The sequence below is a fragment of the Sphingobium sp. S6 genome (assembly GCF_905120495.1).
Lineage (GTDB): Bacteria > Pseudomonadota > Alphaproteobacteria > Sphingomonadales > Sphingomonadaceae > Sphingobium > Sphingobium agri.
Genome location: NZ_CAJHOG010000012.1, coordinates 20,018 through 44,369, shown reverse-complemented (window position 1 = coordinate 44,369; position 24,352 = coordinate 20,018). Strand labels below are relative to the sequence as shown.

The following is a 24,352-nucleotide window of genomic DNA, read 5'->3' as shown; positions in this document are numbered from 1 at the left end:
GCGCGATGGACGCAAGGAAGCGGGCGTTGACTACTTCCCTTTCGCTCGCATCGCCATTATGAAGCGCGTCGAGCCGGTTCGCCCGGTTCATCGATCGCGCCGGTGCCCCGGTATAGGGGCTTAAATGGGAATGCGGTGCGGGAGGCTCTCTCCCAAATCCGTGGCTGTCCCTGCAACTGTGAGCGGCGAGCGAAGCATGGACCGGCCAGTTCTGACAATGGGACGGCCAGCCACTGGAGCGATCCGGGAAGGCCCCATGCCAAGCTGTGACCCGCAAGCCAGGAGACCTGCCGGAGCAAAGGTCGCTCTTGCCATGATCCAGGGGATGGTCACGGCTCGGTTCTCCGTTTGAGCGACGAATTTGGTGCGGCTGCGGCCGTGCAGGCGAGCGGCTTGGCCGCCTTCCTGCGCGCGCCGTCCGCTGGTCGTGGCGCAAGTGCTGGAGGGCTGAAGCAATGCAGGAGCAGATGCGGCGGGATACCGCCAGCACCGGCACGCGCCACGGTGTACGCGGCTGGTGCCCGACGGCATGGCGGCCGATGATGGCGGGCGACGGGCTGCTGGTGCGGGTGCGTCCGTCGCTTGGCCGGATGAGCCGGGAACAGGCGATAGGATTTTGCGAGGCGGCGCTTACCCTTGGCAGTGGCCATATCGACGTCACGAACCGCGCCGCCTTTCAGATCAGGGGCGTGCCGGAGGCTGACCATCGTGCGCTGATGGAGCGATTGATCGCTATTGGGCTCGCGCATGCCGATGAGGAGCGAGACGCTCACGTTCCTATACTGATCAACCCGGATTGGCATGAGGGCGATGATAGCGCGCTGATTGCGACGGAACTGACGGCGCGCCTGCGCGAACTACCGGACCTTCCCGCGAAGGTCGGCTTCGCGATCGACGCTGGCCCTGCCCCGGTGCTGAGCGACGCGTCGGCCGATTTCAGGGTGGAACGGGCCGCGAGCGGCGCGCTCATCCTGCGGGCGGACGGGCGCATAAAAGGTACTCCGGTCAACACGGCAGACGCGGCGGAAGGGTTGATCCGCATGGCCCATCGGTTCGTGGCAAGCGGCGGCGTTCAGGCTGGCCGCATGGCGCGGCACAATGTCCCGCTGTTTGAAGAGGCGATCGAGGCGCCTGCCCCGGCACGTTCCCGCGCCACGGCTTTGGCGGATGCACCCGGCCCCTTTCATGCCGCGCCCTTCGGCCGGATCGAGGCGGCGGAACTCCTCGCCATCATCGCCGATGACGCGCGTGCGGTGCGGGTCACGCCATGGCGAGGGTTGGTGCTGGAGGGCAGCGGCGCACCTGCCGACGATCCGTCCGACCCGCGCCTTGCCGCCGATGCCTGTCCGGGCGCTCCCGCCTGCCCGCAATCGAGCGTCGCCACCCGTGAACTTGCCGCCCGTCTCGCGCCCTATGTGCCGGGGCTGCACGTGTCCGGTTGCGCCAAGGGTTGCGCCCGGTCTTCACAAGCAGCGGTCGTCCTGACCGGGCGAGAGGGCGTCTTCGACCTTGCCTTCAATGCGCGCGCGGGTGCGCCGCCGCTGCACGCGGGCCTGTCACCTGATCAGATATTCGCCCATTTCGGAGCCCATTGATGCCGCATCTTTATGAAACAGACGGCGCTGAAATCTATCGCCAGTCCTTCCGCATGATCCGCTCGGAATCGGCGCTGGACCGCTTCTCCACCGAGGAAGAGCGGGTTGCCGTGCGGATGATCCATGCGGCGGGCATGGTGGGTCTGGCGTCGCATATTCGCTTCTCACCGGGATTTGCCAAAGTCGCGATCGCCGCGCTGGAGGCTGGCGCGCCGATCCTGTGTGATGCGCGAATGGTGTCGGAAGGGATCACGCGCGCCCGCCTGCCTAATGGCAACGCGATCATCTGCACCCTGAACGATCCACAAGTTCCAGACCTCGCCCGGTCGATGGCGAACACCCGGTCGGCGGCCGCGCTCGAATTGTGGCGCCCCCGTCTGGCCGGAGCGGTTGTCGCGATCGGCAACGCTCCTACCGCGCTATTCCACCTGCTCAACATGCTGGAAGACCCTGCATGTCCGCGTCCGGCGGCGATCGTCGGCTGTCCTGTCGGTTTCGTCGGCGCGGCGGAATCGAAACAGGCGCTATGGGAAAGCCAACCCGTGCCCTGCTGCATCGTGGAAGGACGGCTAGGCGGCAGCGCGATCACGGTCGCGGCGGTCAACGCTCTCGCGAGTGCGGCGGAATGAGCGGGACGATCCATGGCGTGGGGCTCGGTCCCGGTGCACAGGACCTGATGAGCGTACGCGCGGACCGGCTGATCCGCGAGGCGCGCCACATCGCCTATTTCCGCAAGCCCGGCCGTCACGGCCATGCTCGGAAAATCGTGGATGGGCTGTTGCGCCCGGATGCGGTCGAATATGCGATGGAATATCCGGTGACGACCGAAATTCCGGTAAGCGATCCGCGCTATAATCAATGCCTGTCGGCCTTTTACGCCGAATGCACCGCACATCTGCACGGCTTGGTGGAGGCGGGCGAGGATGTGGTCGTGCTCTGCGAAGGCGATCCCTTTTTTTACGGCAGCTTCATGCATTTGCACAGCCGCCTCTCTCCGCTCGCGCCTGTCCGGATCGTGCCCGGCATCACCGGCATGTCGGGCGCCTGGACCGCGAGCGGCACGCCGATCAGCTGGGGCGACGATGTATTGACGGTGCTGATGGCGACCTTGCCGGAAGAGGAGCTGGCGCGGCGCATCCGTGACAGCAATGCGTTGGTCGTCATGAAGATCGGCCGCAACCTCGCCAAGCTGCGCCGCGCGGTGGAGGCGGCGGGCAAGGACGACTGCGCCTGGCTGGTCGAATATGCGACCATGGCGGATCAGAAGATCACGCCATTGGGGCAAGCGCAGGCGGTCACAAGCTATTTTTCCATCCTGTTGATCCATGGTCAGGGACGGCGGCCATGAGCGGATGGGTAGCGGTGGCGGGCCTTGGTCCGGGCGCTGGCGCACTGGTGACGCCGGAGGTGACGGAAGCATTGGCCGAGGCAACCGATCTGGTCGGCTATGCGCCTTATGTCGCGCGGGTGGCGGATCGCGCGGATCTGGTGCGCCATGCATCGGACAATCGGGTTGAGCTGGACCGGGCAGCGCATGCGCTGGAACTGGCGGCGGCGGGGCGGCGCGTGGTGGTGGCGTCCTCTGGCGATCCCGGCGTGTTCGCCATGGCGTCCGCGTTGTTTGAGGCGCTGGAGGCCGGGCCGCGAGCATGGCGCGCGATCGACGTTCGTGTGCTGCCGGGCATCACCGCCATGCTCGCCGCCGCCGCGCGGGCGGGCGCGCCGCTGGGCCATGATTTCTGCGCAATCAACCTATCGGATAATCTGAAACCATGGGCGCTGATCGAACGGCGGCTGCGCCTTGCCGCGCAGGCCGATTTCGCCATGGCATTTTACAACCCCCGGTCGAAGGCGCGGCCTGATGGCTTTGCGCGCGTGCTCGATCTGTTGCGGGAGGAATGCGGCGGGGATCGGCTGATCCTCTTCGCTCGCGCGGTATCGACGGCGGAGGAGCAGTTGCGCGTCGTGACACTGGCCGAGGCGGCCCCTGAAATGGCGGATATGCGCACGATGGTGATCGTCGGGTCAAGCCGGACGCGCTTTATCGAAGGAGCGCCTCGCCCGATCCTCTACACGCCACGATGGGCCGAATGATCGATCCACGCCAGCACATCGCCGATGTCATGGACGGCTCGCGCCTGCGGCATGGGCGGGCGATCGATCATGATGACCGGCAGGCCGAGCGCTCGGGCGGCGTCGATCTTGGCGCGGGCACCCTCCCCTCCCGCATTCTTTGCGACGACCAGATCGATGCCGTGATCCCTCATAAGGGCAAGGTCACCCGCTGGTGTGAAAGGGCCACGATCCACCAGCAAATGGTGGCGCAGCAATGTGGGCGGCGCATCAGGCGCATCTACGAACCTCAACAGATATTGATGCTGTGGCTGCGCGGCGAAGGCTTCGACATGCATCCGACCCAGAGCGAGCATCACGCGCCGGGGCGGGCCATCGAGCGCGCGGACGGCGCTGGCGATATCAGGGACGTGGGTCCAGCGGTCGCCGTCCACTGCCTGCCATTCCGGACGGGTGAGCATCAGATGGGCGACATCAGAAGCACGCGCGGCGGCGGCGGCATTGGCGCTGATCGCAGCGGCGAAGGGATGGGTGGCGTCGACAAGGTGGGTGAAAGCCCCCGCCTTCAGGAACGCCGCCAAGCCGTCAGCGCCGCCAAAGCCGCCGACGCGGATCGGCACCGGCTGTGCACGGGGATTGCCGGTGCGCCCGGCATAGCTCAGCGTCGCCTGTTCGCCGCGCTCGGCCAAGGCTCTGGCGAGCGCGCTCGCTTCCATGGTGCCGCCAAGGATCAGGATGTTGCGCATGGCGGCTGAAGTTCCCTGGCTGACGATCATCGGCATAGGCGAGGACGGGGCGGAAGGCTTGTCCGACATCGCGCGCGCGGCGCTGGAACAAGCGCGCGTCATCATGGGCGCTCCGCGCCAGCTGGCGCTGCTGCCACCCCTTAAAGCGGAACGGCTTAGCTGGCCAGTGCCATTCGAGGATGGGGTAGAGGCCCTGCTTGCCCGGCGTGGGGAGCCGACGGTGATGCTGGCGTCGGGCGATCCCTTCTGGTTCGGCGCTGGCACGAGCGTCACGCGGCATCTGACGCCCGGCGAGTGGATTGCGCATCCCGCGCCGTCGACCTTCTCGCTGGCGGCTTCCCGTTTGGGCTGGGCGTTGCAGGATGTGACCTGCCATGGCCTCCACGCCACGCCGCTCGATCGGTTGAGACCAGTGCTTGCGCCGGGACGCCGCGCGCTGGTGCTGCTGCGCGACGGGGCAGCGGTGCAGGCACTTGCGGCCTATTTGGCAGCGACGGGTTTTGGCGCGTCAAAGCTGCACATCATGGAAGCGCTCGGTGGACCGCGCGAGCGTATCCGGTCGGAGGAGGCTGACAAGCTGGCCTTCGAAGATATCGCGCATCCCGTGGCGGTGGGCATTGAAATTTCGGGCGACGGCGAGGCGATGCCCCGCGCCAACGGACTTGCCGACAGCTGGTTCGAACATGACGGACAGATCAGCAAGCGGCCAGCCCGTGCCCTGACGCTATCATCACTCGCGCCGCGCCCCGGTGAGACATTATGGGATATCGGGGCGGGATCAGGATCAATCGCAATTGAATGGCTGCTGAGCCATGCGTCCACGCAGGCGCTGGCTTTCGAGGCTGACCCAGTACGCGCCAAGCGAGCGGCGGCCAATGCACGGCGGCTGGGCGTGGATCGGCTCCTGCTGGTCGAGGGACGCGCTCCGGCGGCGCTGGCAGGACGGGTCCGGCCCAACGCGATCTTCATCGGCGGCGGTCTGAGCGATGCACTGATCGAAACGATCATCGCCTTGCCAGGCGAGCGCACAAGGCTGGTCGCCAATGCGGTGACGTTGGAATCGGAAGCGCTGCTGGCGCGATGGCATGAACGACTGGGCGGCGAGCTGCTGCGGATCGAAATGGCACGTGCCGCGCCCATCGGCACGCGGCGCGGGTGGAAGGCCACCTATCCGCTGGTGCAGTGGAGCGTCATGCTATGATCGTCGCAGGTTTCGGTTGCCGCAGCGGGGCTAGCAAAGAATCCTTGCAAGCGGCGCTCGGCGCGCATCGCGAAGCCGTCGCGGCGCTGGCGACGCTGACGCATAGGCAAGCGCTGCTCGCTCCCCTCGCCGCCGCCTTGGGTCTACCACTAATCCTTGTCGATCCGGCGGCGGTCGCGGCGGTGAACACGCCAACCCAATCCGCCGCCAGCCTCGCCGCCCATGGCACCGGCAGCGTCGCCGAAGCGGTCGCCCTGATCGCCGCAGGCCCCGGCGCACAATTGGCCGCATCCCGCATCATTTCGCCCGATGGCCAAGCCACCTGCGCGCTTGCCCGAGGAGTATCGTCATGACCGTCCATTTTATCGGCGCTGGCCCCGGCGCGCCCGACCTCTTGACGCTACGTGGCCGCGACCTGATCGCGGCCTCCCCCGTCTGCCTCTATGCCGGGTCGCTCATACCCCGGGCGCTGCTCGACCACTGCCCGGCGGGCGCGCGGATCGTCAACAGCGCGCCGCTGACACTGGACGAGATCATCGCCCTCATCGCTGAGGCGGATGCGGCGGGCCAGGATGTCGCCCGGCTGCATTCAGGCGACCTGTCAGTGTGGTCGGCGATGGGCGAGCAGATCCGCCGTCTCAAAGCGCTGGGCATCAGCTATACGGTGACGCCGGGCGTCCCATCCTTCGCCGCCGCCGCGGCCGCTCTGGAGGCGGAGCTGACCCTGCCGGGGCTAGGCCAGTCGCTGATCCTCACGCGCACGCCAGGCCGGGCAAGCGCCATGCCGCCGGGCGAAACGCTGGCGGCCTTCGGCGCGACGGGAGCGACGCTGGCGATCCATCTTTCGATCCATAATCTGGCGCAGGTGGTGGCAGACCTCATACCGCTCCATGGCCCAGACTGCCCGGCGGCGATCATATGGCGAGCGAGCTGGCCCGATCAACGCGTGGTTCAAGGAACACTCGCCACCATCGAGAGTCTGGCGGCCGGCGGGCCAGAGCGGACGGCCATCATTCTTGTCGGGCCGGTGCTGGGCGACACCGATTTCGCAGAAAGCCAGCTTTACGCGCCCGGTTACGACCGGCGATTTCGGCCAGCGACGGCGGACTCGCCCTTCGCCGGATCGGACGAATGACGCCCGGCATCCTCATCGCCGCACCGCGATCGGGCTCCGGCAAGACGGTCATCACACTGGGGCTGCTGCGATCACTCAGACGCCAAGGCGTGGCCGTCCAGCCCTACAAATGTGGTCCGGATTATATCGACACGGGATTTCACCGGCTGGCGAGTGGGCGATCTTCCCTCAATCTCGACAGCTGGGCAATGGATGCGGCTATGCTCCACGGTCTCTCCGGTGAAGCGGCGGAAGCAGAGCTGATCGTCGCGGAAGGCGTGATGGGGCTGTTCGACGGCGCGCCAGCACGGGGGGCGAGCGGCAATGGCAGCAGCGCCGACATAGCCGCCTTGCTGGGCTGGCCTGTCATCCTGATCATCGACGCGTCGGGGCAGAGCCAGTCGGCAGCCGCCATCGCCCAGGGATTCCGCACGCTCCGCCCCGATGTCGGCGTGGCAAGCGTCATCATCAACCGTGTCGCCAGCCCGCGCCACGAAGCGATGATCCGGCAGGCGATGGAGGACATCGCCGTGCCAGTGCTTGGCGCTATCCCAAGGTCGCCTGCCCTCGCCATTCCCGAACGGCATCTGGGGCTTGTTCAACCGAGTGAGCAGGGAGAGGCGGACCGGATGATCGACGCCATCGCAGACCTGATCGAAGCGCATATCGATGTTGCAGCTCTCCAGGCGGCGGCGCACGCCCTCCCGACCCTGCCTCCTGCCGCATATCAATGTCCGCCGCCGGGGCAGCGTATCGCGCTGGCCCAGGACGCGGCCTTTTCCTTCACCTATGCCCATATGCTGACTGGCTGGCGCGCAGCCGGGGCGGAGATCATCCCCTTCTCCCCCCTCGCAGACGAAGCGCCCGATCCTGTGGCCGACGCCGTCTGGCTGCCCGGCGGCTACCCCGAACTGCATGCGCCAAGGCTTGCGCGGGCGAGCCGCTTTCTGAACGGCCTGCGCAGCCATGCAGAGGGTCGGCCGATCCATGGCGAATGCGGCGGCTATATGGTGCTGGGGCAGGCGATCATCGATGCGCAGGGGCAATCCCACGCCATGGCGGGACTGCTCGGCCTGGTTTCCAGCTTTGCAGAGCGGCGCTTGCACCTGGGCTATCGTCAGGCGCGGCTGCTGGCGCCGATGGGCGGTCATAATTCAGGCGCGCCACTGCGCGGGCATGAATTTCATTATTCGACCGTCGTCGAACAACCGGACGAGCCGCTCGCTCATGTGACTGACGCGATGGGCGTGCCGGTGGCGAGCAGCGGTTCGCGCAGAGCCCGGGTGACGGGCAGCTTCTTCCACTTGATCGCGAGTGCCACATGATCCACCTGTCGCTAATTGGTATCGGGACAGGTAATCCCGATCATCTGACACGCGCCGCCATCCGCGCGATGAACGCGGCGGACCTCATCCTGCTGCCGCACAAGGGTGAAGCAAAGTCCGACCTTCTCGACCTGCGCCGCGCCATATGTGCGGAGGTGCTGACCCGGCCCGTGCGCATCGCAGAGTTCGACATGCCCAGCAGAGAGGAGCAGGGCATATATGTCGATGTGGTTATGGAATGGCATGACGCGATCGCCGCGATCTGGATGGAGCAGATCGCCCGGAACCTGCCCGATGGCGGCACCGTGGCGCTGCTCGTCTGGGGCGACCCTTCGCTGTACGACAGCAGCCTGCGCATCGCCGAGCGGCTAGGTCCCTCCGTCGAGATAAGCGTCGTTCCAGGCATCACCAGTATTCAGGCGCTGACGGCCGCGCATGGCATTTGCCTCAACCGCCTGGCCGGTCCGGTGCTGATCACCACAGGCAGGCAGTTGCGCGATCACGGCTGGCCGAACGGCGTGCGCGACATCGTCGTCATGCTGGACGGACATTGCGCCTTTCAAACGCTGGAACCGGAGCATCTCATGATCTGGTGGGGCGCCTATCTCGGCATGGAACATCAGGCGTTGGCAAAGGGGCCACTCGCGCTGGCGGGACCAAAGATCATCGAGCGCCGCGCAGCATTGCGGCAGAAGCATGGATGGATCATGGACGTCTATCTGCTGCGGCAGGACGCCTGACGATTCAGGATCAGGCGGCCGGAACTCTCAACTCGATCATTGGCTTGCTGATCATCGGTCCACTACCGTCGATCGAACCCATCGCAGCGCGGCGGCGAAATTCGGCGGCCATGGCCTGATGCATGGTTCGCGCTGACGCGTCGGCGGTCGTCGCCGCCAATTGCTCATGCATCCGCGCTCTTTCCAGGCATTCCTGTGCATTGAGGGCATGTGTCATGAAAATGCTCTCCTGCTAAAGCTTCGAGCTAATCCCAAGCGGCGCAGGGTGCGGCCAGCCAAGGAAGCCACTTACGAAACCCGGCGGAATTTACGCCTTTCCGCAGAGCTTTGGAAATGGAATCTTCTTGTCGCCGTTGGGCCTGCCGCCGCCGCGCACCGCTTCAGCCGATCCATCCCTGCTGCGGCTGGCAACGATGGCTTTTCAACTCCTTGCGGCTCTCGCCATGAACCTCGCTCAAGGCGACTTCATAGCCCCACAGATTGGCCAGGCTTTGCAGCACCATCGTCGCGTCCGAAGCGTCCAGCACCACACCGTCATTCACCACATGCTCCAGCATCAGCGTACGGTCGCCAGCCAGATCGACATCGACCACCTGGATGTCGGGCTCCTGCCGGGCAATGTCATATTCGCGGGCGAGCGCGCGGCGAATGCGCCTGTAGCCGCGCTCGTCATGAATGGCATCGACGCGCAGTTCCGACTCGCCTTCATGGTCGAGGAGCTTGAAGAGCCGCCACTGGCGTATGAGATGGGGGCTGAGAAACTGTGAGACGAAGCTTTCGTCGCGATAGTTGATCCAGATGTCCTTCAGCACCTCTACCGGATCGCGTGACCCGGCAATGTCGCTGAACCACTCGCGATCCTCCGCAGTCGGGTCCATGCAGATCCGCTCGATGTCGGACATGATGCCAAAGCCCAAAGAATAGGGATTGAAGCCGCCGAAATGGCCGGAATCGAATGTCGGCTGATAGACGACATTGGTATGCGACTGGATGAACTCCATGAACGCGCCATCGGTAATCCAACCGCGATCATGCAGGATCGTCATGATGCGATAATGGGTATAGGTCGCGCAGCCCTCATTCATCGCCTTGGTCTGGCGCTGCGGATAGAAATATTGCGCAATCAGCCTGACGATCCGCAGGATTTCCCGCTGCCAGCTTTTGAGGCGCGGTCCGGTCTTTTCCAGGAAGTAGAGGATATTTTCCTGCGGCAGCCCAAGCGCTGCGCGGCGTTCGTCCGACGGCACGGCGGCCGCCTTCGCGCCCACCGGGACCGTGCGCCAAAGGTCATCATAGATGCGGTCGCGATAGGCTTGCCGTTCTGCCTCGCGCTCGGCCTCCGCCCGCATGTCCCGCGGGCGGATGCGCGGATAGCGGTGAACCCCCTGGTTCATCAGGGCATGGGCGGCGTCCAGCACCCGCTCGACCGCAAGTTGCCCGTAGCGCTCTTCGCATTGCGATATGTAGCGCTTGGCGAACTCCAGATAATCGAGAATGCCCTCCGCATCCGTCCATTGACGGAACACATAATTATTCTTGAAGAAATGATTATGTCCAAATGCCGCATGGGCAATCACCAGCGTCTGCATGGTGGCGCTGTTTTCCTGCATCAGATAGTTGATGCAGGGATTGGAGTTGATCACCAGCTCATAGGCAAGGCCGCGAAGTCCCTTGCGGTACAGCATTTCATTGGTCACGAACTGCTTGCCGAATGACCAATGTTTGTAGAACAACGGCATGCCGATGGACGAATAGGCGTCCAGCATCTGCTCGGCACTGATGATCTCTATCTGGTTGGGATAGATGTTGAGCTTCATCTCCTGAAGCGCGATCGGCTCCACCGTATCATAGATGCGGTTGATCAGCGAAAAGTCCCAGTCGCTGCCGGTGAACAGCGGAGCGGGAGCAACCGACGCCATCAGGCAGACGCCCTTTCACCCACGCCGCGCCGCTGGAAAAGCTCGCGGAAGACGGGATAGATTTCCCGGCGATGCGACACTTTGCGCATCGTGAATTGCCGATTGGCCTGCGAAACCGGCAGATAGGCGTCCCACAAACCGGTGGTGGAGGTCGCGGACTCGATCGAAGCAAACTCCTCGCGCCCCACCTCCAGATAAGCGAAATATTGGCAGAAGGGCAGGATTTCGTCCTGCATCAGGCCGACCACCCGCGCATTGTCGGATGCCAGCGTGTCGCCGTCCGAAGCCTGCGCCACATAGATGTTCCAGTCGGTGGGACTATAGCGGTCCTTCACCACCTCGATCAACTTGTCGAGCGCGCTCGACACCAGTGTGCCGCCGGTTACGCTACTGTAGAAGAAAGTCTCCTCATCCACCTCCGCCGCGCGGTCAGTATGATGGATGAACACCACCTCCACATGCTCATAACAGCGCGACAGGAAGAGGTGCAGCAACGCGAAGAAGCGCTTGGCAAGGTCCTTCATATGCGCGGTCATGGAGCCAGACACGTCCATCAGGCAGAACATGACCGCTTGGGCGACCGGCCGGGGCACGGGTTCGAAACGGCGGAAGCGCAGGTCCACCGGGTCGATATAGGCAATGAGGTTGCGGCGACGAATGATGTGTGCCCGCTCCTCCCGCAGCCGTTCCAGCGCAACGTCATCATCCGGCAGAGGCACAGTGCGCCCCTCGATCTCGGCAATGGCATCTTCAATGCGGCTCAAGTCACGCCCGCTCGGGCGACGCAGCGCGATACGACGGGACATCGCCTTTTGCATCGTGCGCGGAACCGAAAGATTGGACGGGTTGCCCATGGTGGAATAGCCTGCCCGGCGTACGCCTTCGATCTTGCCAGCGACCAGCTTCTTCTTGGCCATGTCGGGCAGTTCCAGGTCCTCCAGGAAAAGGTCGAGAAACTCCTCCCGGCTGAGCGCGAAACGGAAGTCGTCCTGATCCTCGCCCTCACCCGGCTGCGACCCACCGCCACTACTACCATCCGGCCGCTTGATCCGGTCCCCTTCCAGAAATTCGCGATTGCCGGGCAGCACCCGTTCCCGGTTACCGCCCTTTTCCGCCCGGTGCAGCGTGGGCTCATGGATCGCGTCGCGGCGGATTGTCACCTCGCCTTCCCCGGCCAGGTCCTTGATGCTGCGATCCTTCAGGCTGTCACGCACCGCCTGACTGACATAGGCTTTCGCCCTCCTCAGGAACCGTTGCCGGTTTACCAGGCTCTTGCCCCCCGGGTTCAGCCGTCTGTCGACTATGTGCATGGTGGCCACTGCGCTGTCACGAAGAGGGCGCCTCCATCTGTCTATCCCGCCTGCTTGACCCTGATATACCATTCGACGAGCCGCCGGACCTGCCGCTCGGTATAGCCGCGCTCGACCATGCGGGCGACGAACTCGTCATGCTTGCTGGCGGTATCGCCATCCTTCTTAGACCCGAAGCTGATGACGGGCAAAAGGTCCTCGACCTGGCTGAACATCCGCTTTTCGATGACTTCGCGGATCTTTTCATAGGAGGTCCAGCCGGGATTGCGCCCGTCATTGCTGGCCCGCATCCGCAGGGCGAATTTCACAACCTCGTTCCGGAAATCCTTGGGATTGGCGATCCCGGCGGGCTTCTCCGTCTTGGTCAGTTCCTGATTAATGACTTCGCGGTCGAGAAGCTGCCCCGTGTCCGGGTCCTTGAAATCCAGATCCTCTATCCACGCGTCGGCATAGGCGACGTAGCGATCAAACAGGTTCTGGCCATAATCATTGTAGGATTCCAGATAGGCTTTCTGGATTTCGTTGCCGATAAATTCGGCATAGCGCGGCGCCAGTTCGCCCTTGATGAACTCCAGATATTTGGCCTCGACATCGACGGGGAATTGTTCCTGCCGGACCATCTGTTCCAGCACATACATGAGATGGACCGGATCGGCGGCGATCTCGCTACTGTCATGATTGAACGTCGCCGACAGCGCCTTGAAAGCGAAGCGCGTCGATGTGCCGGACATGCCCTCATCCACGCCAGCGGCGTCGCGATATTCCTGGATGCTCTTGGCGCGCGGATCGATTTCCCGCAGCATTTCGCCATCATAGACGCGCATCTTGGAATAAAGGTTGCTGTTCTCATGCTCCCGCAGCCGGGTAAGCACCGAAAAGCGCGCCAGCATGTCCAATGTGCCCGGCGCGCACGGAGCCTTGTTCAGGTCGGACTCGCGCAGCAGCTTTTCATAGACGTGCCGCTCCTCGGTCGCCTGCAAGCTATAGGGCACCTTGATGACGTAGATACGGTCGATGAAAGCTTCGTTATTCTTGTTATTCTTGAAATTCGCCCATTCCGATTCATTGGAATGGGCCATGATGATGCCGTTGAAGGGGATAGCGCCGATATTCTCGGTGCCGATATAATTGCCTTCCTGAGTCGCCGTCAGCAGCGGGTGCAGCATCTTGATCGGCGCCTTGAACATCTCGACAAACTCGAGCATGCCCTGATTGGCGCGATTGAGCCCACCCGAATAGCTGTAGGCGTCAGGATCATTCTGCGACAGCATCTCCAGCTTGCGGATGTCGACCTTGCCGACCAGCGAACTGATGTCCTGATTATTTTCGTCACCCGGCTCGGTCTTCGCGATCGCGATCTGCCGCATGCGCGACGGCATCAGGCGGATGACCTTGAATTGAGAGATATCGCCGGAAAACTCGTCCAGCCGCTTGCGCGCCCATGGGCTGATCATGCCGGTCAGCCGGCGGCGGGGGATGCCGTAATTATCTTCGATAAAGCCGCCATGCTGTTCCGCATCGAACAGGGCGAGCGGGCTTTCGAAGATGGGGCTGATCTCGTCCCCAGCCTTCAGCGCATAGATAGGGTGCGCCTCCATCAGCGACTTCAGTCGTTCGGCGAGCGAGGACTTCCCGCCACCGACGGGACCGAGCAGATAGAGGATCTGCTTGCGCTCTTCCAGGCCTTGGGACGCGTGGCGCAGGAAACTGACGATATGCTCGATCGTCGCTTCCATGCCGTAGAAATTGGCGAAGCTCTTATAGCGGCGAATGGTGCGGTTCATGAAGATCCGACCGAGCCGCTGATCGCGGGAAGTATCTATGATCTCCGGTTCGCCGATCGCCGCCAGCAGGCGTTCCGGTGCTGATGCGTGCATGAGAGGATCATTGCGGCATCCCAGCAAATAATCCTCGATCGACATTTCGGCTTGACGCCGTTCGTCAAAATTCCGCGTGAAGCTCGAAAACAGTTCGTTTTTCGTCACTGACGACTCCCGCCGCAGTAGTCATGTTACGAATATAATACGCACGAGACTGCAAAAACAGGCCCTTGCAGTTGGACAATTGCAAAATTTTTATTCCTGCACATCCGAATAGTTCGCAATAAGCAACCGGCAGGCAGACATGTTTCCGCGCCGTTCCGCTCCAAAAGGGAGGGCAGCGCGCCGGAAGCGGCTAAAAGCCTCTAACAAGGACCGGCAAAAAGAGGGTATAAGGAAACGGCTTGGGAAAGACGTTTCGCCAGGCAGCAGCATATGGAGAGATGCGATGACATCCATTCTGCTTCACATCCATGACGATAGCGGCATGGAAAGCCGATTGCAGGCCGCCTGCGACATTGCCCGCGCGACGGACGCGCATATTCACTGCGTTCAAATCACCGCCATGCCCAATCTGGTGGCGGGGGATGTCTATGGCGGGGCGGCCATGGCGCCATCGATCATGGCGGAATTGCACGAGATCGATATGCGGATGCGGCAGCGGCTCGAGCAGCGGCTTCATCGTGAGGGCGTGAGTTGGAGCTGGCGGCACGCGGATGGCGATATCGTCAGTGGTCTGTTGTCCGCCTCCCCCCTGTGCGACTTCATGGTCGTGACCCTGCCGGGCCGTCCCCGCCGCGACATGAGCGATCCGCTGGATCTTGCGGCAGATCTGGCGATAGGCGGGCGCACGCCAGTCCTTGCCGTGCCGGATGCGGCGCGGGGCGTCATGATCACGGGCCGCGCGCTTGTCGCCTGGGACGGCTCGCGAGAAGCTTCCGCCGCACTCCGGCTAGGTGTGCCGCTGCTTAAACATGCCGGTGAAGTGCATGTGGTGACGGTCGAGGAAGCGGGCAAATACCCCTTCCCGGCAACGGATGCGCCAGAATATCTCTGCCGCCACGGCATCAAGTCACAATTTCATAGCTGGCCGCAGGATGGCCGCACCGTGGAAGCGACTTTGAAAGCTGCGATCGGCGTGCTGAAGCCGGACTGGATGGTGATGGGCGCTTTTGGACATAGCCGCTGGCGGGAGCTTGTGTTCGGCGGCGTGACGCGGACGATGCTCCGCGACGCACAGGTTCCCTTGTTGCTGGCGCACTGACCGTCCGCAGCCATCCGGCCCTTTGGAAATTGCGCCAGATCGGACCTTTCCCGTCCATGGCCCGACGGACCAAATGCCGTTGCTACCGATGCTTCACATAAAGCAGCAGGTCAGAGGTTAACGCGCGGCAATCTTTGCCCATCCGATCCCCTCAAATCGGCGGCATCTCCGATCCCATGTCCGTAGCGTAAAGCATAATATCCCCTTCGAAACAGGATCTTGTCTGTCCCGGCGACCCGCTTTGCGTGGACGCAAGATCAAGGGGGAATTGATGCATTTGGGATGGAAAGCCAGGATCATGATGGTGGCAGGGACGCTGTGCGCCCTGCTGTTCCTGATGCTCGGCATGCGGGAAATGCAGCGGTCCTCCGCCGCCGAAATCGCGCCTGACCAGTTGGCCCAACGCATATCGCCGCAGCCGGTGGTCCTTGCGGCTGCTGCACGGCCGATCCGGACTGGCGAGACGATCACCGCCGCCATGATCCGCAATGCCATGGCCGACCCTGCGCGCCATCCCGCTGCCGCCACGCCCGCCGAACTGATCGGCAAGGTCGCCACCCGCGCGATTGCGGCAGGCGCGCTCATCCCGCGTGATGCGATCGGCGGCGAGGAAAAGCTCGCCATCCGCGTGCCGGTTGGCATGCGGGCAATCAGCATAGACACTACGGCGGAGATCGCGGTCGCAGGCCTGGTCCGCCCCGGTGACCGGGTGGACGTGCAGGTCGTCTATCCCGGCGCAGACGCCATCAGCGGCGCCCGCGGAGCAGGGCGCAGCCGTGCCCAGACATTGTTGCAGATGGTCCAGGTACTCGCAGTCGGTGACGCGGTTCTTGGCACCCCTCCTGTTTCCGGCGCGAAGGACGCCTTGTCCGCAGCGCCAGTCCCCGCACGAACGGTGACGCTGGCGCTCAACCCGGAACAGGTCTCCACCCTGTCACTCGCGAAAAGCACCGGCGCGCTCACTCTGTCGCTGCGCAACCCCGTAGACAGCGAGCAAGTGGCAGTCGCGCCCGCAAGCTCCAGAGGCCCTGATCCAACCCCGGTCGCCGCAACGCTCCCGGCGCAAGCCCTGACCGCGCCCATGCAGGCACGTCCCGCCCCCGCCCCGCGGCAACCCATAGAGCTGGTCATCGGCGACCGGCGCGAAACCATCTATTCGGGGAGCGCCCAGCGTTGAAGTGCATCCACGCCCTCGCAGCAGTGCTTGCCATGACTGCTCCCGCAATCCTGCGCGCACAGGAACAAAGGCCGCTTGCCATCCAGCAGAAGCGCACGCTCAGCTATCCGCGCCCCATCGGGAGGATCGAGGTGGATCGCGATGACGTGATTTCGGTCACCGCGCCTACCGCGCGGTCCTTGAGCGTGACTGGCATCGGCGCGGGAAGCGCGACGATCAGCGTCTTTGGAAGGGACGGTACGCTGATGGCGGAGACGCGCTTCGCCATATCGCCGCCAACCGCAAGCGCCCGGGAGCCGGGCGCTCTTGTCGGCCCCCGCATCGTCGCAGGCGAGCAGGTCGTCGCCGTCGATGTGCAGTTCGCCGCCGTGTCCTCCTCTACCCTGAAGGCATTGGGGTTCAACTTCTCAAAGCTCAGCGGCGACATACAGGGCGCGGTCGTATCGCCCAGCAGCTTCAAGAGCGCCAGCTTCGCGCCCGTTGGCTCATCACTCGACGCCAGCGTCCCGATCCAGAACGCGTTCAACCTGTTCCTGTCCGCACCCAATCGCGGCATCAATGCGGTGCTGAGCGCCCTCTCCTCCAACGGGCTGTCCGAATTGCTGGCCCAGCCCACCCTGTTGGTGCGCTCCGGCGAACAGGCGAGCTTCCTTGCTGGCGGCGAGATTCCCGTGCCCGTGCCGCAGGCGTCGGGAACCGGCAATGCCATCTCCATCCAATATAAGGAATTCGGCGTCCGCCTGTCCGTCACCCCTTTCGTCCTGTCGCCCGATCAGATCGTGCTGAAGATCGCGCCGGAAGTCAGCGAACTCGACTATAATAGCGGCGTCCAGTTGCAGGGCTATGTCGTGCCGGGCCTGCGCCGCCGGTCGGCCGAAACCACGGTAGAACTCGGCAGCGGCCAGAGCTTTGTGATCGCAGGCTTAAGCTATTCGAGCCAGTCGACAACGCGGGAGAAGACGCCGCTGCTGGGCGACATCCCGGTGATCGGCGCCTTCTTCCGGCGGCAACAGATGCAAAAGGAACGGCAGGAACTGGTGATCGTCGCCACCCCCCGCCTGGTAGGACCGGTGCAGGCGAAGGACATCCCCGCATTGCCCGGATCGCTGCTCGACACGAAAGACCCGGTCGTGCCCTTCGGCGTGGTGAGGCCATGACCATGGCACGGATCATCCTTCTATCGGTCGATCACAGCCTCGCCGGGCGGATCGGCGACGCGATGCAGGGCCGCGCGGCGGTCGAACTGGCGCAGGCGGTCACGCCGGATCTGGTCGAAGGGCCCTGCGTCATTCTGGTGGACAGAGACGCCGTGCCGCCAGAGCGCTCGATAGCCACGGCCTTGTCGGCAGCGACGGAAGGCGCAGCCGGGCGGCCGGTGGTGCTCGTGACCGGGGAAACCGCCGCGGAAGAAATATTGCACGCCATTCGATCCGGCGCTGACGACGTCATCCGCCGCGACGCAGGAGGCGACGAAATCGCCACCATAATCGGACGCCTGCTCAATCGCTCGACCGCCGATCATGGCAAGGGCGGCCGACTGACACTGATCCTTGGCGCCGACGCCGAAGCCGCCGCGCTAGTCGCAACCGACATGGCGGTCAGCCGCGCCCGCACCGGGTCTTCGACGCTGCTGATAGACTTCACCATGCCGACCAGCGCGGCTGAGGCCTATCTCGACCTGCCGGTAAGCTACGGCATCGCCTCAGCCATCGCCGACATAGAGCGGCTGGACGCCAGCTTGCTGTCCAGCACCTTGGCCCGGCATGATCCAAGCGGCCTGATGCTCCTCACCCTCGACGGCGGTTCGGGTGCCGAGCCTGCAGGCATCGCGCCTGCCGACATCGCCGCGCTGGTCCGGCTGCTCCGGGCATGCTGCGGCGATCTTGTCATCTGCGCGGGCAGCCTGCGCCACCCGGGGCTGCTGCGCACGCTGGCTTCGCTCGCCGACCGCGTCGAACTGGTCTGCGCGCAGTCGATCCGCGAGATGGACGCCTGCCGCCGCCTGCTGGAGCGCATCGGCGATGACGAGGCGAGCTTGTCACGAACGCGGCTGCTGGTGTGGGATCATCAACCCGGCATATTGCTGGACAGCCGCCGGATGGGCGAGATCTTGCGCACCAGCAGCACCCTGCCGCTTCCCATCGACCAGATACGCCTGCGCAATGCCCTGAACGCCGGTCGCCCGCTTGGCCTGGAGGCTGCGCCCGACCGCTACATCCGCGCGATCCGCACCGCCTGCGGCATCGAACCGCAGCGATCGTCCAAAAGCCTCGAACGACTTCGCCGCCTGCTCCAGCGAACCGAGGAGCCAGCGGCATGAGCCTGCTCTTCGACACAAGCCTGCCGGGCGGCGCGGCACGGCCCGCTCCAGTGGCACAGCCAGCCGCCCAGCGGATGAGCGACAGCTATCAAGCGGTGATGGCCCAAACCTGCGCGCAGGTCATCGAACAGCTGGAAGCACGCGGCAGCACCGCTGAAACCCTTGGGCCGCGGGCGTTGCGTTCCGAAATCGAGCAGGTCATCACCAGCCGCAGCAGGCGCGGGCAACTCGCGCTCAATGCAGCGGAAAGGCTGCTGCTGATCGAGGATGTGGAGGACGAGGTCGCCGGGCTAGGTCCGCTCGCGCCGCTGCTGCGCGATGGCAGCATCGACGACATCATCGTCAACGGCCCCGGCACCATCTATGTCGAACGCAGCGGCATGCTGGAGAAGGTCGACCGGCGCTTCCGCGACGACGCCCACCTGATGAACATCATCCAGCGGATCGTCGGCCCGATCGGCCGCCGCGTGGATGAAGCCAGCCCCTATGTCGACGCCCGATTGGCCGACGGATCGCGCGTCAACATCGTCATCCCGCCGGTCGCGCTCGACGGGCCGCTGCTGTCCATCCGCAAGTTCCGCATGCAGGCGCTGGGGTTGGAGGATTTCATCAATCGTCAGGTGATGAGCGCCGAAATGGCCGCCTACCTCGCCGCCGCCGTGCGGTCGCGGCTCAACATCCTGATCTGCGGCGGCACGGGCGCGGGGAAATCCACCCTGCTCAACATGCTGTCCCATTTCATCAGCGACCGCGAGCGGCTGATCACCATAGAGGATGCCGCCGAATTGCAGTTGCGGCAGGATCATGTCGTCCGGCTGGAAACCCGCCCGCCCAATGTCGATGGCAACCGCGAAATCAGCGCGCGGGAACTTGTCCGCAACGCGCTGCGCATGCGGCCCGACCGCATCATCCTGGGCGAAGTGCGCGGGGTGGAAGTGGTGGAAATGCTGCAAGCCATGTCCACCGGCCATGATGGGTCGATGGCGACGCTGCACGGCAATTCCCCGCGCGACGCCTTTGCTCGCCTGGAGATGCTGATGGGCTTTGCCGGGGTTCAGAATGACATTCGCGCGATCCGCCGCTTTATCGCCAGCAGCGTGCATGTCGTAGTGCATATCCAACGCCTGGCGAACGGCAGCCGCCGCGTGACCGGCGTGACGGAAGTCACCGGCATCGAGGGCGACGCCTATTCCTTCAACGAGTTGTTCAGCTTTCACGAACAGCCCGCGATGTCCGGCATGGGCGAATTTCGCAGCCACTCGCCCCGCCCCTATTTCGAGGCGCGTCTGCGCGACTACACGGCGGCTGCTGTCCGGCAGGGCATATTGTGAAGGCGGCGGCGTTCGTCCTGCTCGGGCTGTTGACGCTGGCGGCGGCGGTCTCGCCGCTGCTCGCCCTGCGAGCGCGGGAAAGGGCGCGGCTTTCGCGGCGGCTGGCGGCGATCGCGCCCGGCGACGCCCCGGCTCTTCGCCAAAGCGCCCGCCTGACAGTGCCCAGTCTCGCCGCGCCGATACTGGCGCGGGCACAGCTGGAAGTGACGACGCGCGCAATCGGTATCTTCGGCGGGTGCATGGCGTTGTTCGCCCTCGCCATTTTGCTCGCCACCGGACCGGTTGCGACTATTCTCCTTTTGCCGCTGCCCCCCGCCATTGTGTTCCTGTGGATCAGGGCACGGGCGCAGCGCCGGGTGAACGCCCTCATCGAAGCGTTGCCCTTCTACATCGATGCCGTGCGGCAGATGCAGGCGGTCGGCAGCTCCTTGCCCCAGGCGCTGGAACGGTCGCTCCCCAATGCCCCCGCGATCGTGCGCAGCTATCTTGCCCCAGCCGCACGGCGGCTTGAACTCGGCGCGCCGGTGAGCGAGGCGATGCAGCAGCTCGCCGACCGTCTCCACGTTCCTGAAATGTCGATGCTGGCAGCGGCGATCCGCACCAACATGCGCTATGGCGGCCCGGTCAGCGCCGTCCTGTCGAACCTTTCCGCGATCCTGCGCGAACGCATCCGCATCGCCCGCGAACTGAAAGCTGCGACGTCCGAAGCCAAGGTCAGTTCCCGCGTGCTCATCGCCATGCCGATCGTCGCAATGGCGCTGCTGATGGCATCCAACCCCGCCTATATCGATTTCTTCCTCGACGATGCGCGGGGGCATCGAATGGCGGTCATCGCGATCGGACTCCAGATCGCGGGCATGCTCGTCATGCGCCGCGTGATGAGGCTCGCCTTCTGATGCCTTCGCCCTTTCTCCTCGCCTGCTTCCTCATGGCGCTTTTGGGGCTTGGCATAGCCGTACTCGGCGGCCGGATGCTGATGGCCGATCGGCGGCTGGAGGCGCGGCTGTCGCGATTGGCGCCCTCAACGTCGGCGCACGCGAAGACAGCCATCCGCCTGCCAACGATTTTGGGCGCGGAAGGCCGCAACCGGTCGAGTCTGGAGCGCCAGTTGCAGTTGGCAGGCTATCAGGATCCCCGCGCGGTCAACCGGTTCCTCTGGCTGCGGCTGGCCGGGACGATGCTGGCGGCGCTACTGGCCGCGCTCCTGTGCCGCATCGCATGGGGCGAATTTCTGTCACGCCCGATGCTGATCGTCATCGCCGCAGGGCTTGCCTTCGTCGGCGCGCGACAGATGCTGAACCTGCTCGCTTCGGGACGAGCACGGAAGATCACCGCCGAATTTCCCTTTCTGCTCGACCTCATGCTGATGATGCTGGAAAGCGGCGTGTCGCTCGACCAATGTTTCCGCTCCATCGCGCGGGACGAGCAGGTAGCGGTGCCGCATCATGGCGAGTTGATCGGCCTGCTGGTAAGCGATCTTGATCGGGGCATGCGCTATGAACTGGCGCTCGACCGCTGGGCCGCGCGGGTAGCCGTCAGCGGCGCTAAGGAACTTGCCTCCCTGTTCCGCCAGGCCATGTTCCAGGGGATCGAACTTGCCCCGGTCCTGCGCGAATTCGCCCGCGAATTCACCCAGCGCCGCGTTGCGCGCGCGCGGGAGGCAATGGGCGGGATCACTGTGCGCATGGTTGTGCTGATGATCCTCTTCTTCATGCCTGCCCTCTTCATCGTCCTGGGCGGGCCGCCGGTCGTCGCCATCCTCGACACTTTGCGGGCAAGCGCGCGATGATCTGGCTCCTCCCCCTGCTGCTTGCAGCCGCCGACACCTCGGGATCGACGCGCAGCCTCTATCTGCAACTCACCCATCAGGCGCGCGCCGATGGCAGGCCGCGCGCCGCCATCGCCTATCTCGACGATTTCGACCGCCGCTACCCGGGCGACCGCGACGCGCGCATCCTGCGCGTCAACAGCCTGCTCGACCTTAACGATCTCAACGGAGCGGAAGCAGCGGCAGCGGCGCTCCCCGATGGCGGCGGCAGCGCGATACGCGGCCATCTGCTCGCCGCGCGCGGCCGCTGGGCAGAAGCGATAGCGCCCTACCAGCAAGCCGTTCAGGCGAGCCCCGCCGACTCCATGCTCCGCAACGCACTCGGCTTCGCCCAGCTGCGCGCTGGCTTGGCGGCAGAGGCGATAGAGAGCCTGCGCGGCGCGCTGGACCTGTCGCCCGGGACCGCGGTGATCCGCAACAATCTGCTGCTGGCACTTAGCGCTGCCGGTCAGAATGCCGAGGCCGAAGCCCTCCTCTCCACCCTCCGCGATGGGAGCGAACGCGACGCCTTGCGCCGTCAGATCGCCTTCGAAGCCGCTCACCTCCCTACCCCGAAAGACCGCTGATGTTCTGCCTGTGTCTCCTGCTGGCTTCCGCCCCCACGCTCCCCCAGCCCGATCAGGCGCGCCGCGTCGTCGAATGGCAGCTGCGCTCACCGCCCCGCGCCGAGGAAAGCACCGGCCTCAGCGCCGAAGAGGCGCAGGTCATCCGCAACCGCTACCTCCAATCCATCGGCCAACCCCTTCCCCGATCCGCCGATCAGGACGCCACCACCATCCCATGATGCTGCTCCGCCGCCTCCCTGCCTTGTGGCACGACCGGCGCGCTTCCGTGGTGCCGATGGTCGCGGCATTCGGGGCCACGCTGTTCGGCGCAATGGGCTTCGCACTCGACGCAGGCCTCTATTATGCGGGGAGCCGCGACCTGCGCGCCGCGACCGAAAGCGCCGCGCTCGCCGCCGCCATGTATCCCGCGCAGGCAGAGGCGCGCGCGCGCGACAGCCTCAGCCGCAACGGCTATGATCCGGCAATCCTGCGTTCGGTGGAGCTTGGCCGCTATTGCGCTGACGCAGCCCTTTCCTCGCCGCAGCGGTTCGACGCCAGCTTCGCGCGCTGTCCCGGCAACGGCCAGACCACCGCCGTCCGCATCCGCACCGGAAAGCCCAGCCGCCAATTCTTCACCCGCGTCCTGGGCGGCGCCGATCCCATTCCGGACCTGGCCGCCACCGCCACCGCCGCGCGCATCGACGAAGCGGGCGTGGGCGTCAGTTCCGGCATCCTGACCGTCACCACCGCGCTGGTAAACAGCGTCAACGACCTGCTCGGCGCTCTTCTTGGCATCAAGTTGCAGCTGGGCGCGAATGACGTTCAGACCCTTGCGAACGGCTATGTCGATGCCGCGCGTTTCTTCGACGCTCTCGCGGCGCGGGTGGGCGAGACCGGCACCTATGGCGCGCTCACCAGCCGCACCGTGGACCTGCGCGCGCTGATGCTGGCAGCGGCGGAGGCTGCCGATCAGCCCGCGACCGCTGCCACCCTGAGCCTCGTCGCTGGCCGGATCACCAACGGCTACCCCGTTCCACTTGAGGGCCTGTTCGGGCTCGGCGTGTGGAAGAACATGCCCGTGGGAGAGGCGAACGAGCAGCCGGGCCTCCGCGCCGGGATCAACGCCTATCAGCTGTTCACTTTCGCCGTGCAGGCGGGGGAGGGCAGCATCGACCTCACTGACGCGATCAGCCGCGTCGCGTCGGGCAGCACGATCCGCCTCGCCGCCGTCGCCACTGGCCCGATCGACAGGCCGCGCTTCTCCTTCGGCCCGGCAGGCGAGACCAGCGCCAGCACTTCGGCGCTGCGGTTACAGCTCAACCTGGGCCTCAACCTCAACATTCTAGGCATCAGCGTCGGCGCGGTGCCGGTCCTGATCGATGTCGCCGCAGCAAGGGCGGAGGTCAGCGCGATCGATTGCGCCAGCACAGCCGAGCAAGCGCGCGACAGCCGGGTCAGCGTGCTTGCCAGCTCGGGACTCGTCAACGCCTATATCGGTCAGGCCCCTGCCAGCGCCATGACCCGCCCGATGCCGCCGCTCTCAGCCAGCGACATAGCGCCTGCACGAATATTGAACGTCCTCAACCTCATCACCGCTGACGTCCGCGCGATCGCCCAGCCAGTCACCGGCAACAGCGGGACGCTGGTCTTCGGCCCAGGCGGCCCGGGCACGATCGGCCGCCCCGGAACGCCGGGCGCGGCCGCCAGCATCGGCAATGGCGCGCAAACCGGAACGCTGCTGACGTCCCTCACCAACAGCCTGGGGGCCCCAAGCGGCATTCAGGTGAAAGCGCTCGACCTCTGCCTATGGCCGGTCTGCGACGCCACCGCCACGCGATCCCAACTGCTCGGCGCGATCACGGCCCCGCTGGGGGCGCTGCTCGGCAGCACCGCCGATCCCCTGCTCGACAATCTGCTGGCTGCGCTCGGCATTCAACTTGGCCATGCGACGGTGTGGGTCACGGGAGCGCGCTGCGGCGTGCCGGTGCTGATTTAGGGAAATCGGCGGCGCGACCCCCTCCACGCGCCGACGATCTTTAGCCGG

Annotated in this window: 24 protein-coding genes and 1 riboswitch; of the genes, 19 read left to right on the top strand and 5 right to left on the bottom strand. The window is 64.9% G+C overall.

Annotated features, from left to right (window positions below):
- The first annotated feature begins 83 nt into the window (after positions 1-83).
- Positions 84-309, top strand: a riboswitch (cobalamin riboswitch).
- Positions 310-539: 230 nt separating this feature from the next.
- From SPHS8_RS18170 to cobJ, 4 genes are read left to right on the top strand one after another with little or no spacing between them, the layout of a single operon-like run.
- Positions 540-1,595 carry a cobalamin biosynthesis protein CobG gene (locus SPHS8_RS18170; RefSeq protein WP_201516745.1) on the top strand — a complete coding sequence of 352 codons (1,056 nt, stop codon included), beginning with the start codon at positions 540-542 and terminating at the stop codon, positions 1,593-1,595.
- Positions 1,595-2,224, top strand: a complete 630-nt coding sequence (locus SPHS8_RS18165) for a precorrin-8X methylmutase (protein ID WP_201516732.1) — start codon at positions 1,595-1,597, stop codon at positions 2,222-2,224. Before SPHS8_RS18170 ends, SPHS8_RS18165 begins: the two co-directional genes overlap by 1 nt.
- A complete protein-coding gene (gene cobI, locus SPHS8_RS18160) occupies positions 2,221-2,943 on the top strand; it encodes a precorrin-2 C(20)-methyltransferase (protein WP_201516731.1) in 723 nt (240 codons plus the stop codon). The genes SPHS8_RS18165 and cobI overlap by 4 nt, the downstream gene beginning before the upstream one ends.
- Positions 2,940-3,689 carry a precorrin-3B C(17)-methyltransferase gene (cobJ, locus tag SPHS8_RS18155; protein WP_201516730.1) on the top strand — a complete coding sequence of 250 codons (750 nt, stop codon included), beginning with the start codon at positions 2,940-2,942 and terminating at the stop codon, positions 3,687-3,689. Before cobI ends, cobJ begins: the two co-directional genes overlap by 4 nt.
- On the opposite strand, the gene SPHS8_RS18150 is transcribed toward cobJ, so the two are convergent.
- Positions 3,665-4,414, bottom strand: coding sequence for a cobalt-precorrin-6A reductase (locus SPHS8_RS18150; protein WP_201516729.1), 750 nt, complete (start codon positions 4,412-4,414; stop codon positions 3,665-3,667). The genes cobJ and SPHS8_RS18150 overlap by 25 nt on opposite strands.
- Here SPHS8_RS18150 and cbiE point away from each other — a divergent pair.
- From cbiE to cobF, 5 genes are read left to right on the top strand one after another with little or no spacing between them, the layout of a single operon-like run.
- A complete protein-coding gene (gene cbiE, locus SPHS8_RS18145; RefSeq protein WP_201516728.1) occupies positions 4,413-5,615 on the top strand; it encodes a precorrin-6y C5,15-methyltransferase (decarboxylating) subunit CbiE in 1,203 nt (400 codons plus the stop codon). The genes SPHS8_RS18150 and cbiE overlap by 2 nt on opposite strands.
- The gene (locus SPHS8_RS18140) at positions 5,612-5,968 is read left to right on the top strand and encodes a cobalamin biosynthesis protein (protein WP_201516727.1); all 357 of its coding nucleotides are present in this window, start codon (positions 5,612-5,614) and stop codon (positions 5,966-5,968) included. Before cbiE ends, SPHS8_RS18140 begins: the two co-directional genes overlap by 4 nt.
- Positions 5,965-6,750, top strand: a complete 786-nt coding sequence (cobM, locus tag SPHS8_RS18135; protein WP_201516726.1) for a precorrin-4 C(11)-methyltransferase — start codon at positions 5,965-5,967, stop codon at positions 6,748-6,750. The genes SPHS8_RS18140 and cobM overlap by 4 nt, the downstream gene beginning before the upstream one ends.
- Positions 6,747-8,054 carry a cobyrinate a,c-diamide synthase gene (locus tag SPHS8_RS18130; protein ID WP_201516725.1) on the top strand — a complete coding sequence of 436 codons (1,308 nt, stop codon included), beginning with the start codon at positions 6,747-6,749 and terminating at the stop codon, positions 8,052-8,054. Before cobM ends, SPHS8_RS18130 begins: the two co-directional genes overlap by 4 nt.
- Complete coding sequence (gene cobF, locus SPHS8_RS18125) at positions 8,051-8,794, top strand: precorrin-6A synthase (deacetylating) (RefSeq protein WP_201516724.1); 744 nt, start codon at positions 8,051-8,053, stop codon at positions 8,792-8,794. The genes SPHS8_RS18130 and cobF overlap by 4 nt, the downstream gene beginning before the upstream one ends.
- Positions 8,795-8,804: 10 nt before the next feature.
- On the opposite strand, the gene SPHS8_RS18120 is transcribed toward cobF, so the two are convergent.
- From SPHS8_RS18120 to SPHS8_RS18105, 4 genes are all read right to left on the bottom strand, one after another.
- The gene (locus tag SPHS8_RS18120; protein ID WP_097093378.1) at positions 8,805-9,011 is read right to left on the bottom strand and encodes a hypothetical protein; all 207 of its coding nucleotides are present in this window, start codon (positions 9,009-9,011) and stop codon (positions 8,805-8,807) included.
- A 163-nt stretch (positions 9,012-9,174) separates the two neighbouring features.
- A complete protein-coding gene (locus SPHS8_RS18115) occupies positions 9,175-10,713 on the bottom strand; it encodes a SpoVR family protein (RefSeq protein WP_236575259.1) in 1,539 nt (512 codons plus the stop codon).
- Positions 10,713-12,023, bottom strand: coding sequence for a YeaH/YhbH family protein (locus tag SPHS8_RS18110; RefSeq protein WP_201516723.1), 1,311 nt, complete (start codon positions 12,021-12,023; stop codon positions 10,713-10,715). The genes SPHS8_RS18115 and SPHS8_RS18110 overlap by 1 nt, the downstream gene beginning before the upstream one ends.
- Positions 12,024-12,064: 41 nt before the next feature.
- Positions 12,065-14,008, bottom strand: coding sequence for a PrkA family serine protein kinase (locus tag SPHS8_RS18105; protein WP_201516722.1), 1,944 nt, complete (start codon positions 14,006-14,008; stop codon positions 12,065-12,067).
- A 283-nt stretch (positions 14,009-14,291) separates the two neighbouring features.
- Between SPHS8_RS18105 and SPHS8_RS18100 the strand changes: the two genes are divergently transcribed.
- The 10 genes from SPHS8_RS18100 (at position 14,292) to SPHS8_RS18055 (ending at position 24,304) form a co-directional block, all read left to right on the top strand.
- Positions 14,292-15,107, top strand: coding sequence for a universal stress protein (locus tag SPHS8_RS18100; RefSeq protein ID WP_201516721.1), 816 nt, complete (start codon positions 14,292-14,294; stop codon positions 15,105-15,107).
- A 271-nt stretch (positions 15,108-15,378) separates the two neighbouring features.
- Entirely contained in the window at positions 15,379-16,284 is a 906-nt protein-coding gene (gene cpaB / locus SPHS8_RS18095; RefSeq protein WP_201516720.1) for a Flp pilus assembly protein CpaB, read from the top strand.
- Positions 16,285-16,316: 32 nt separating this feature from the next.
- Complete coding sequence (locus SPHS8_RS18090) at positions 16,317-17,441, top strand: type II and III secretion system protein family protein (RefSeq protein WP_097093373.1); 1,125 nt, start codon at positions 16,317-16,319, stop codon at positions 17,439-17,441.
- Positions 17,438-18,604 (top strand): AAA family ATPase, encoded by a 1,167-nt coding sequence (locus SPHS8_RS18085; RefSeq protein ID WP_236575258.1) that lies wholly within the window; start codon positions 17,438-17,440, stop codon positions 18,602-18,604. Before SPHS8_RS18090 ends, SPHS8_RS18085 begins: the two co-directional genes overlap by 4 nt.
- Positions 18,601-19,935: a CpaF family protein gene (locus SPHS8_RS18080; protein ID WP_201516718.1), complete on the top strand. Its 1,335-nt coding sequence runs from the start codon at positions 18,601-18,603 to the stop codon at positions 19,933-19,935. The genes SPHS8_RS18085 and SPHS8_RS18080 overlap by 4 nt, the downstream gene beginning before the upstream one ends.
- Positions 19,932-20,831 (top strand): type II secretion system F family protein, encoded by a 900-nt coding sequence (locus SPHS8_RS18075; protein WP_236575257.1) that lies wholly within the window; start codon positions 19,932-19,934, stop codon positions 20,829-20,831. The genes SPHS8_RS18080 and SPHS8_RS18075 overlap by 4 nt, the downstream gene beginning before the upstream one ends.
- Entirely contained in the window at positions 20,831-21,724 is an 894-nt protein-coding gene (locus SPHS8_RS18070) for a type II secretion system F family protein (protein WP_201516717.1), read from the top strand. Before SPHS8_RS18075 ends, SPHS8_RS18070 begins: the two co-directional genes overlap by 1 nt.
- A complete protein-coding gene (locus tag SPHS8_RS18065) occupies positions 21,721-22,329 on the top strand; it encodes a tetratricopeptide repeat protein (protein ID WP_201516716.1) in 609 nt (202 codons plus the stop codon). The genes SPHS8_RS18070 and SPHS8_RS18065 overlap by 4 nt, the downstream gene beginning before the upstream one ends.
- Positions 22,329-22,547, top strand: a complete 219-nt coding sequence (locus SPHS8_RS18060) for a hypothetical protein (protein WP_201516715.1) — start codon at positions 22,329-22,331, stop codon at positions 22,545-22,547. The genes SPHS8_RS18065 and SPHS8_RS18060 overlap by 1 nt, the downstream gene beginning before the upstream one ends.
- A complete protein-coding gene (locus SPHS8_RS18055; RefSeq protein WP_236575256.1) occupies positions 22,544-24,304 on the top strand; it encodes a TadG family pilus assembly protein in 1,761 nt (586 codons plus the stop codon). Before SPHS8_RS18060 ends, SPHS8_RS18055 begins: the two co-directional genes overlap by 4 nt.
- Positions 24,305-24,352: the final 48 nt, after the last annotated feature.

Bases quoted from the DNA above. Each gene is read 5' to 3' on its own strand.
- SPHS8_RS18170 (WP_201516745.1), top strand. From the start codon at position 540: ATGATGGCGGGCGACGGGCTGCTGGTGCGGGTGCGTCCGTCGCTTGGC.
- SPHS8_RS18165 (WP_201516732.1), top strand. From the start codon at position 1,595: ATGCCGCATCTTTATGAAACAGACGGCGCTGAAATCTATCGCCAGTCC.
- cobI (WP_201516731.1), top strand. From the start codon at position 2,221: ATGAGCGGGACGATCCATGGCGTGGGGCTCGGTCCCGGTGCACAGGAC.
- cobJ (WP_201516730.1), top strand. From the start codon at position 2,940: ATGAGCGGATGGGTAGCGGTGGCGGGCCTTGGTCCGGGCGCTGGCGCA.
- cbiE (WP_201516728.1), top strand. From the start codon at position 4,413: ATGGCGGCTGAAGTTCCCTGGCTGACGATCATCGGCATAGGCGAGGAC.
- SPHS8_RS18150 (WP_201516729.1), bottom strand. From the start codon at position 4,414: ATGCGCAACATCCTGATCCTTGGCGGCACCATGGAAGCGAGCGCGCTC.
- SPHS8_RS18140 (WP_201516727.1), top strand. From the start codon at position 5,612: ATGATCGTCGCAGGTTTCGGTTGCCGCAGCGGGGCTAGCAAAGAATCC.
- cobM (WP_201516726.1), top strand. From the start codon at position 5,965: ATGACCGTCCATTTTATCGGCGCTGGCCCCGGCGCGCCCGACCTCTTG.
- SPHS8_RS18130 (WP_201516725.1), top strand. From the start codon at position 6,747: ATGACGCCCGGCATCCTCATCGCCGCACCGCGATCGGGCTCCGGCAAG.
- cobF (WP_201516724.1), top strand. From the start codon at position 8,051: ATGATCCACCTGTCGCTAATTGGTATCGGGACAGGTAATCCCGATCAT.
- SPHS8_RS18120 (WP_097093378.1), bottom strand. From the start codon at position 9,011: ATGACACATGCCCTCAATGCACAGGAATGCCTGGAAAGAGCGCGGATG.
- SPHS8_RS18115 (WP_236575259.1), bottom strand. From the start codon at position 10,713: ATGGCGTCGGTTGCTCCCGCTCCGCTGTTCACCGGCAGCGACTGGGAC.
- SPHS8_RS18110 (WP_201516723.1), bottom strand. From the start codon at position 12,023: ATGCACATAGTCGACAGACGGCTGAACCCGGGGGGCAAGAGCCTGGTA.
- SPHS8_RS18100 (WP_201516721.1), top strand. From the start codon at position 14,292: ATGACATCCATTCTGCTTCACATCCATGACGATAGCGGCATGGAAAGC.
- cpaB (WP_201516720.1), top strand. From the start codon at position 15,379: ATGCATTTGGGATGGAAAGCCAGGATCATGATGGTGGCAGGGACGCTG.
- SPHS8_RS18090 (WP_097093373.1), top strand. From the start codon at position 16,317: ATGACTGCTCCCGCAATCCTGCGCGCACAGGAACAAAGGCCGCTTGCC.
- SPHS8_RS18085 (WP_236575258.1), top strand. From the start codon at position 17,438: ATGACCATGGCACGGATCATCCTTCTATCGGTCGATCACAGCCTCGCC.
- SPHS8_RS18080 (WP_201516718.1), top strand. From the start codon at position 18,601: ATGAGCCTGCTCTTCGACACAAGCCTGCCGGGCGGCGCGGCACGGCCC.
- SPHS8_RS18070 (WP_201516717.1), top strand. From the start codon at position 20,831: ATGCCTTCGCCCTTTCTCCTCGCCTGCTTCCTCATGGCGCTTTTGGGG.
- SPHS8_RS18065 (WP_201516716.1), top strand. From the start codon at position 21,721: ATGATCTGGCTCCTCCCCCTGCTGCTTGCAGCCGCCGACACCTCGGGA.
- SPHS8_RS18060 (WP_201516715.1), top strand. From the start codon at position 22,329: ATGTTCTGCCTGTGTCTCCTGCTGGCTTCCGCCCCCACGCTCCCCCAG.
- SPHS8_RS18055 (WP_236575256.1), top strand. From the start codon at position 22,544: ATGATGCTGCTCCGCCGCCTCCCTGCCTTGTGGCACGACCGGCGCGCT.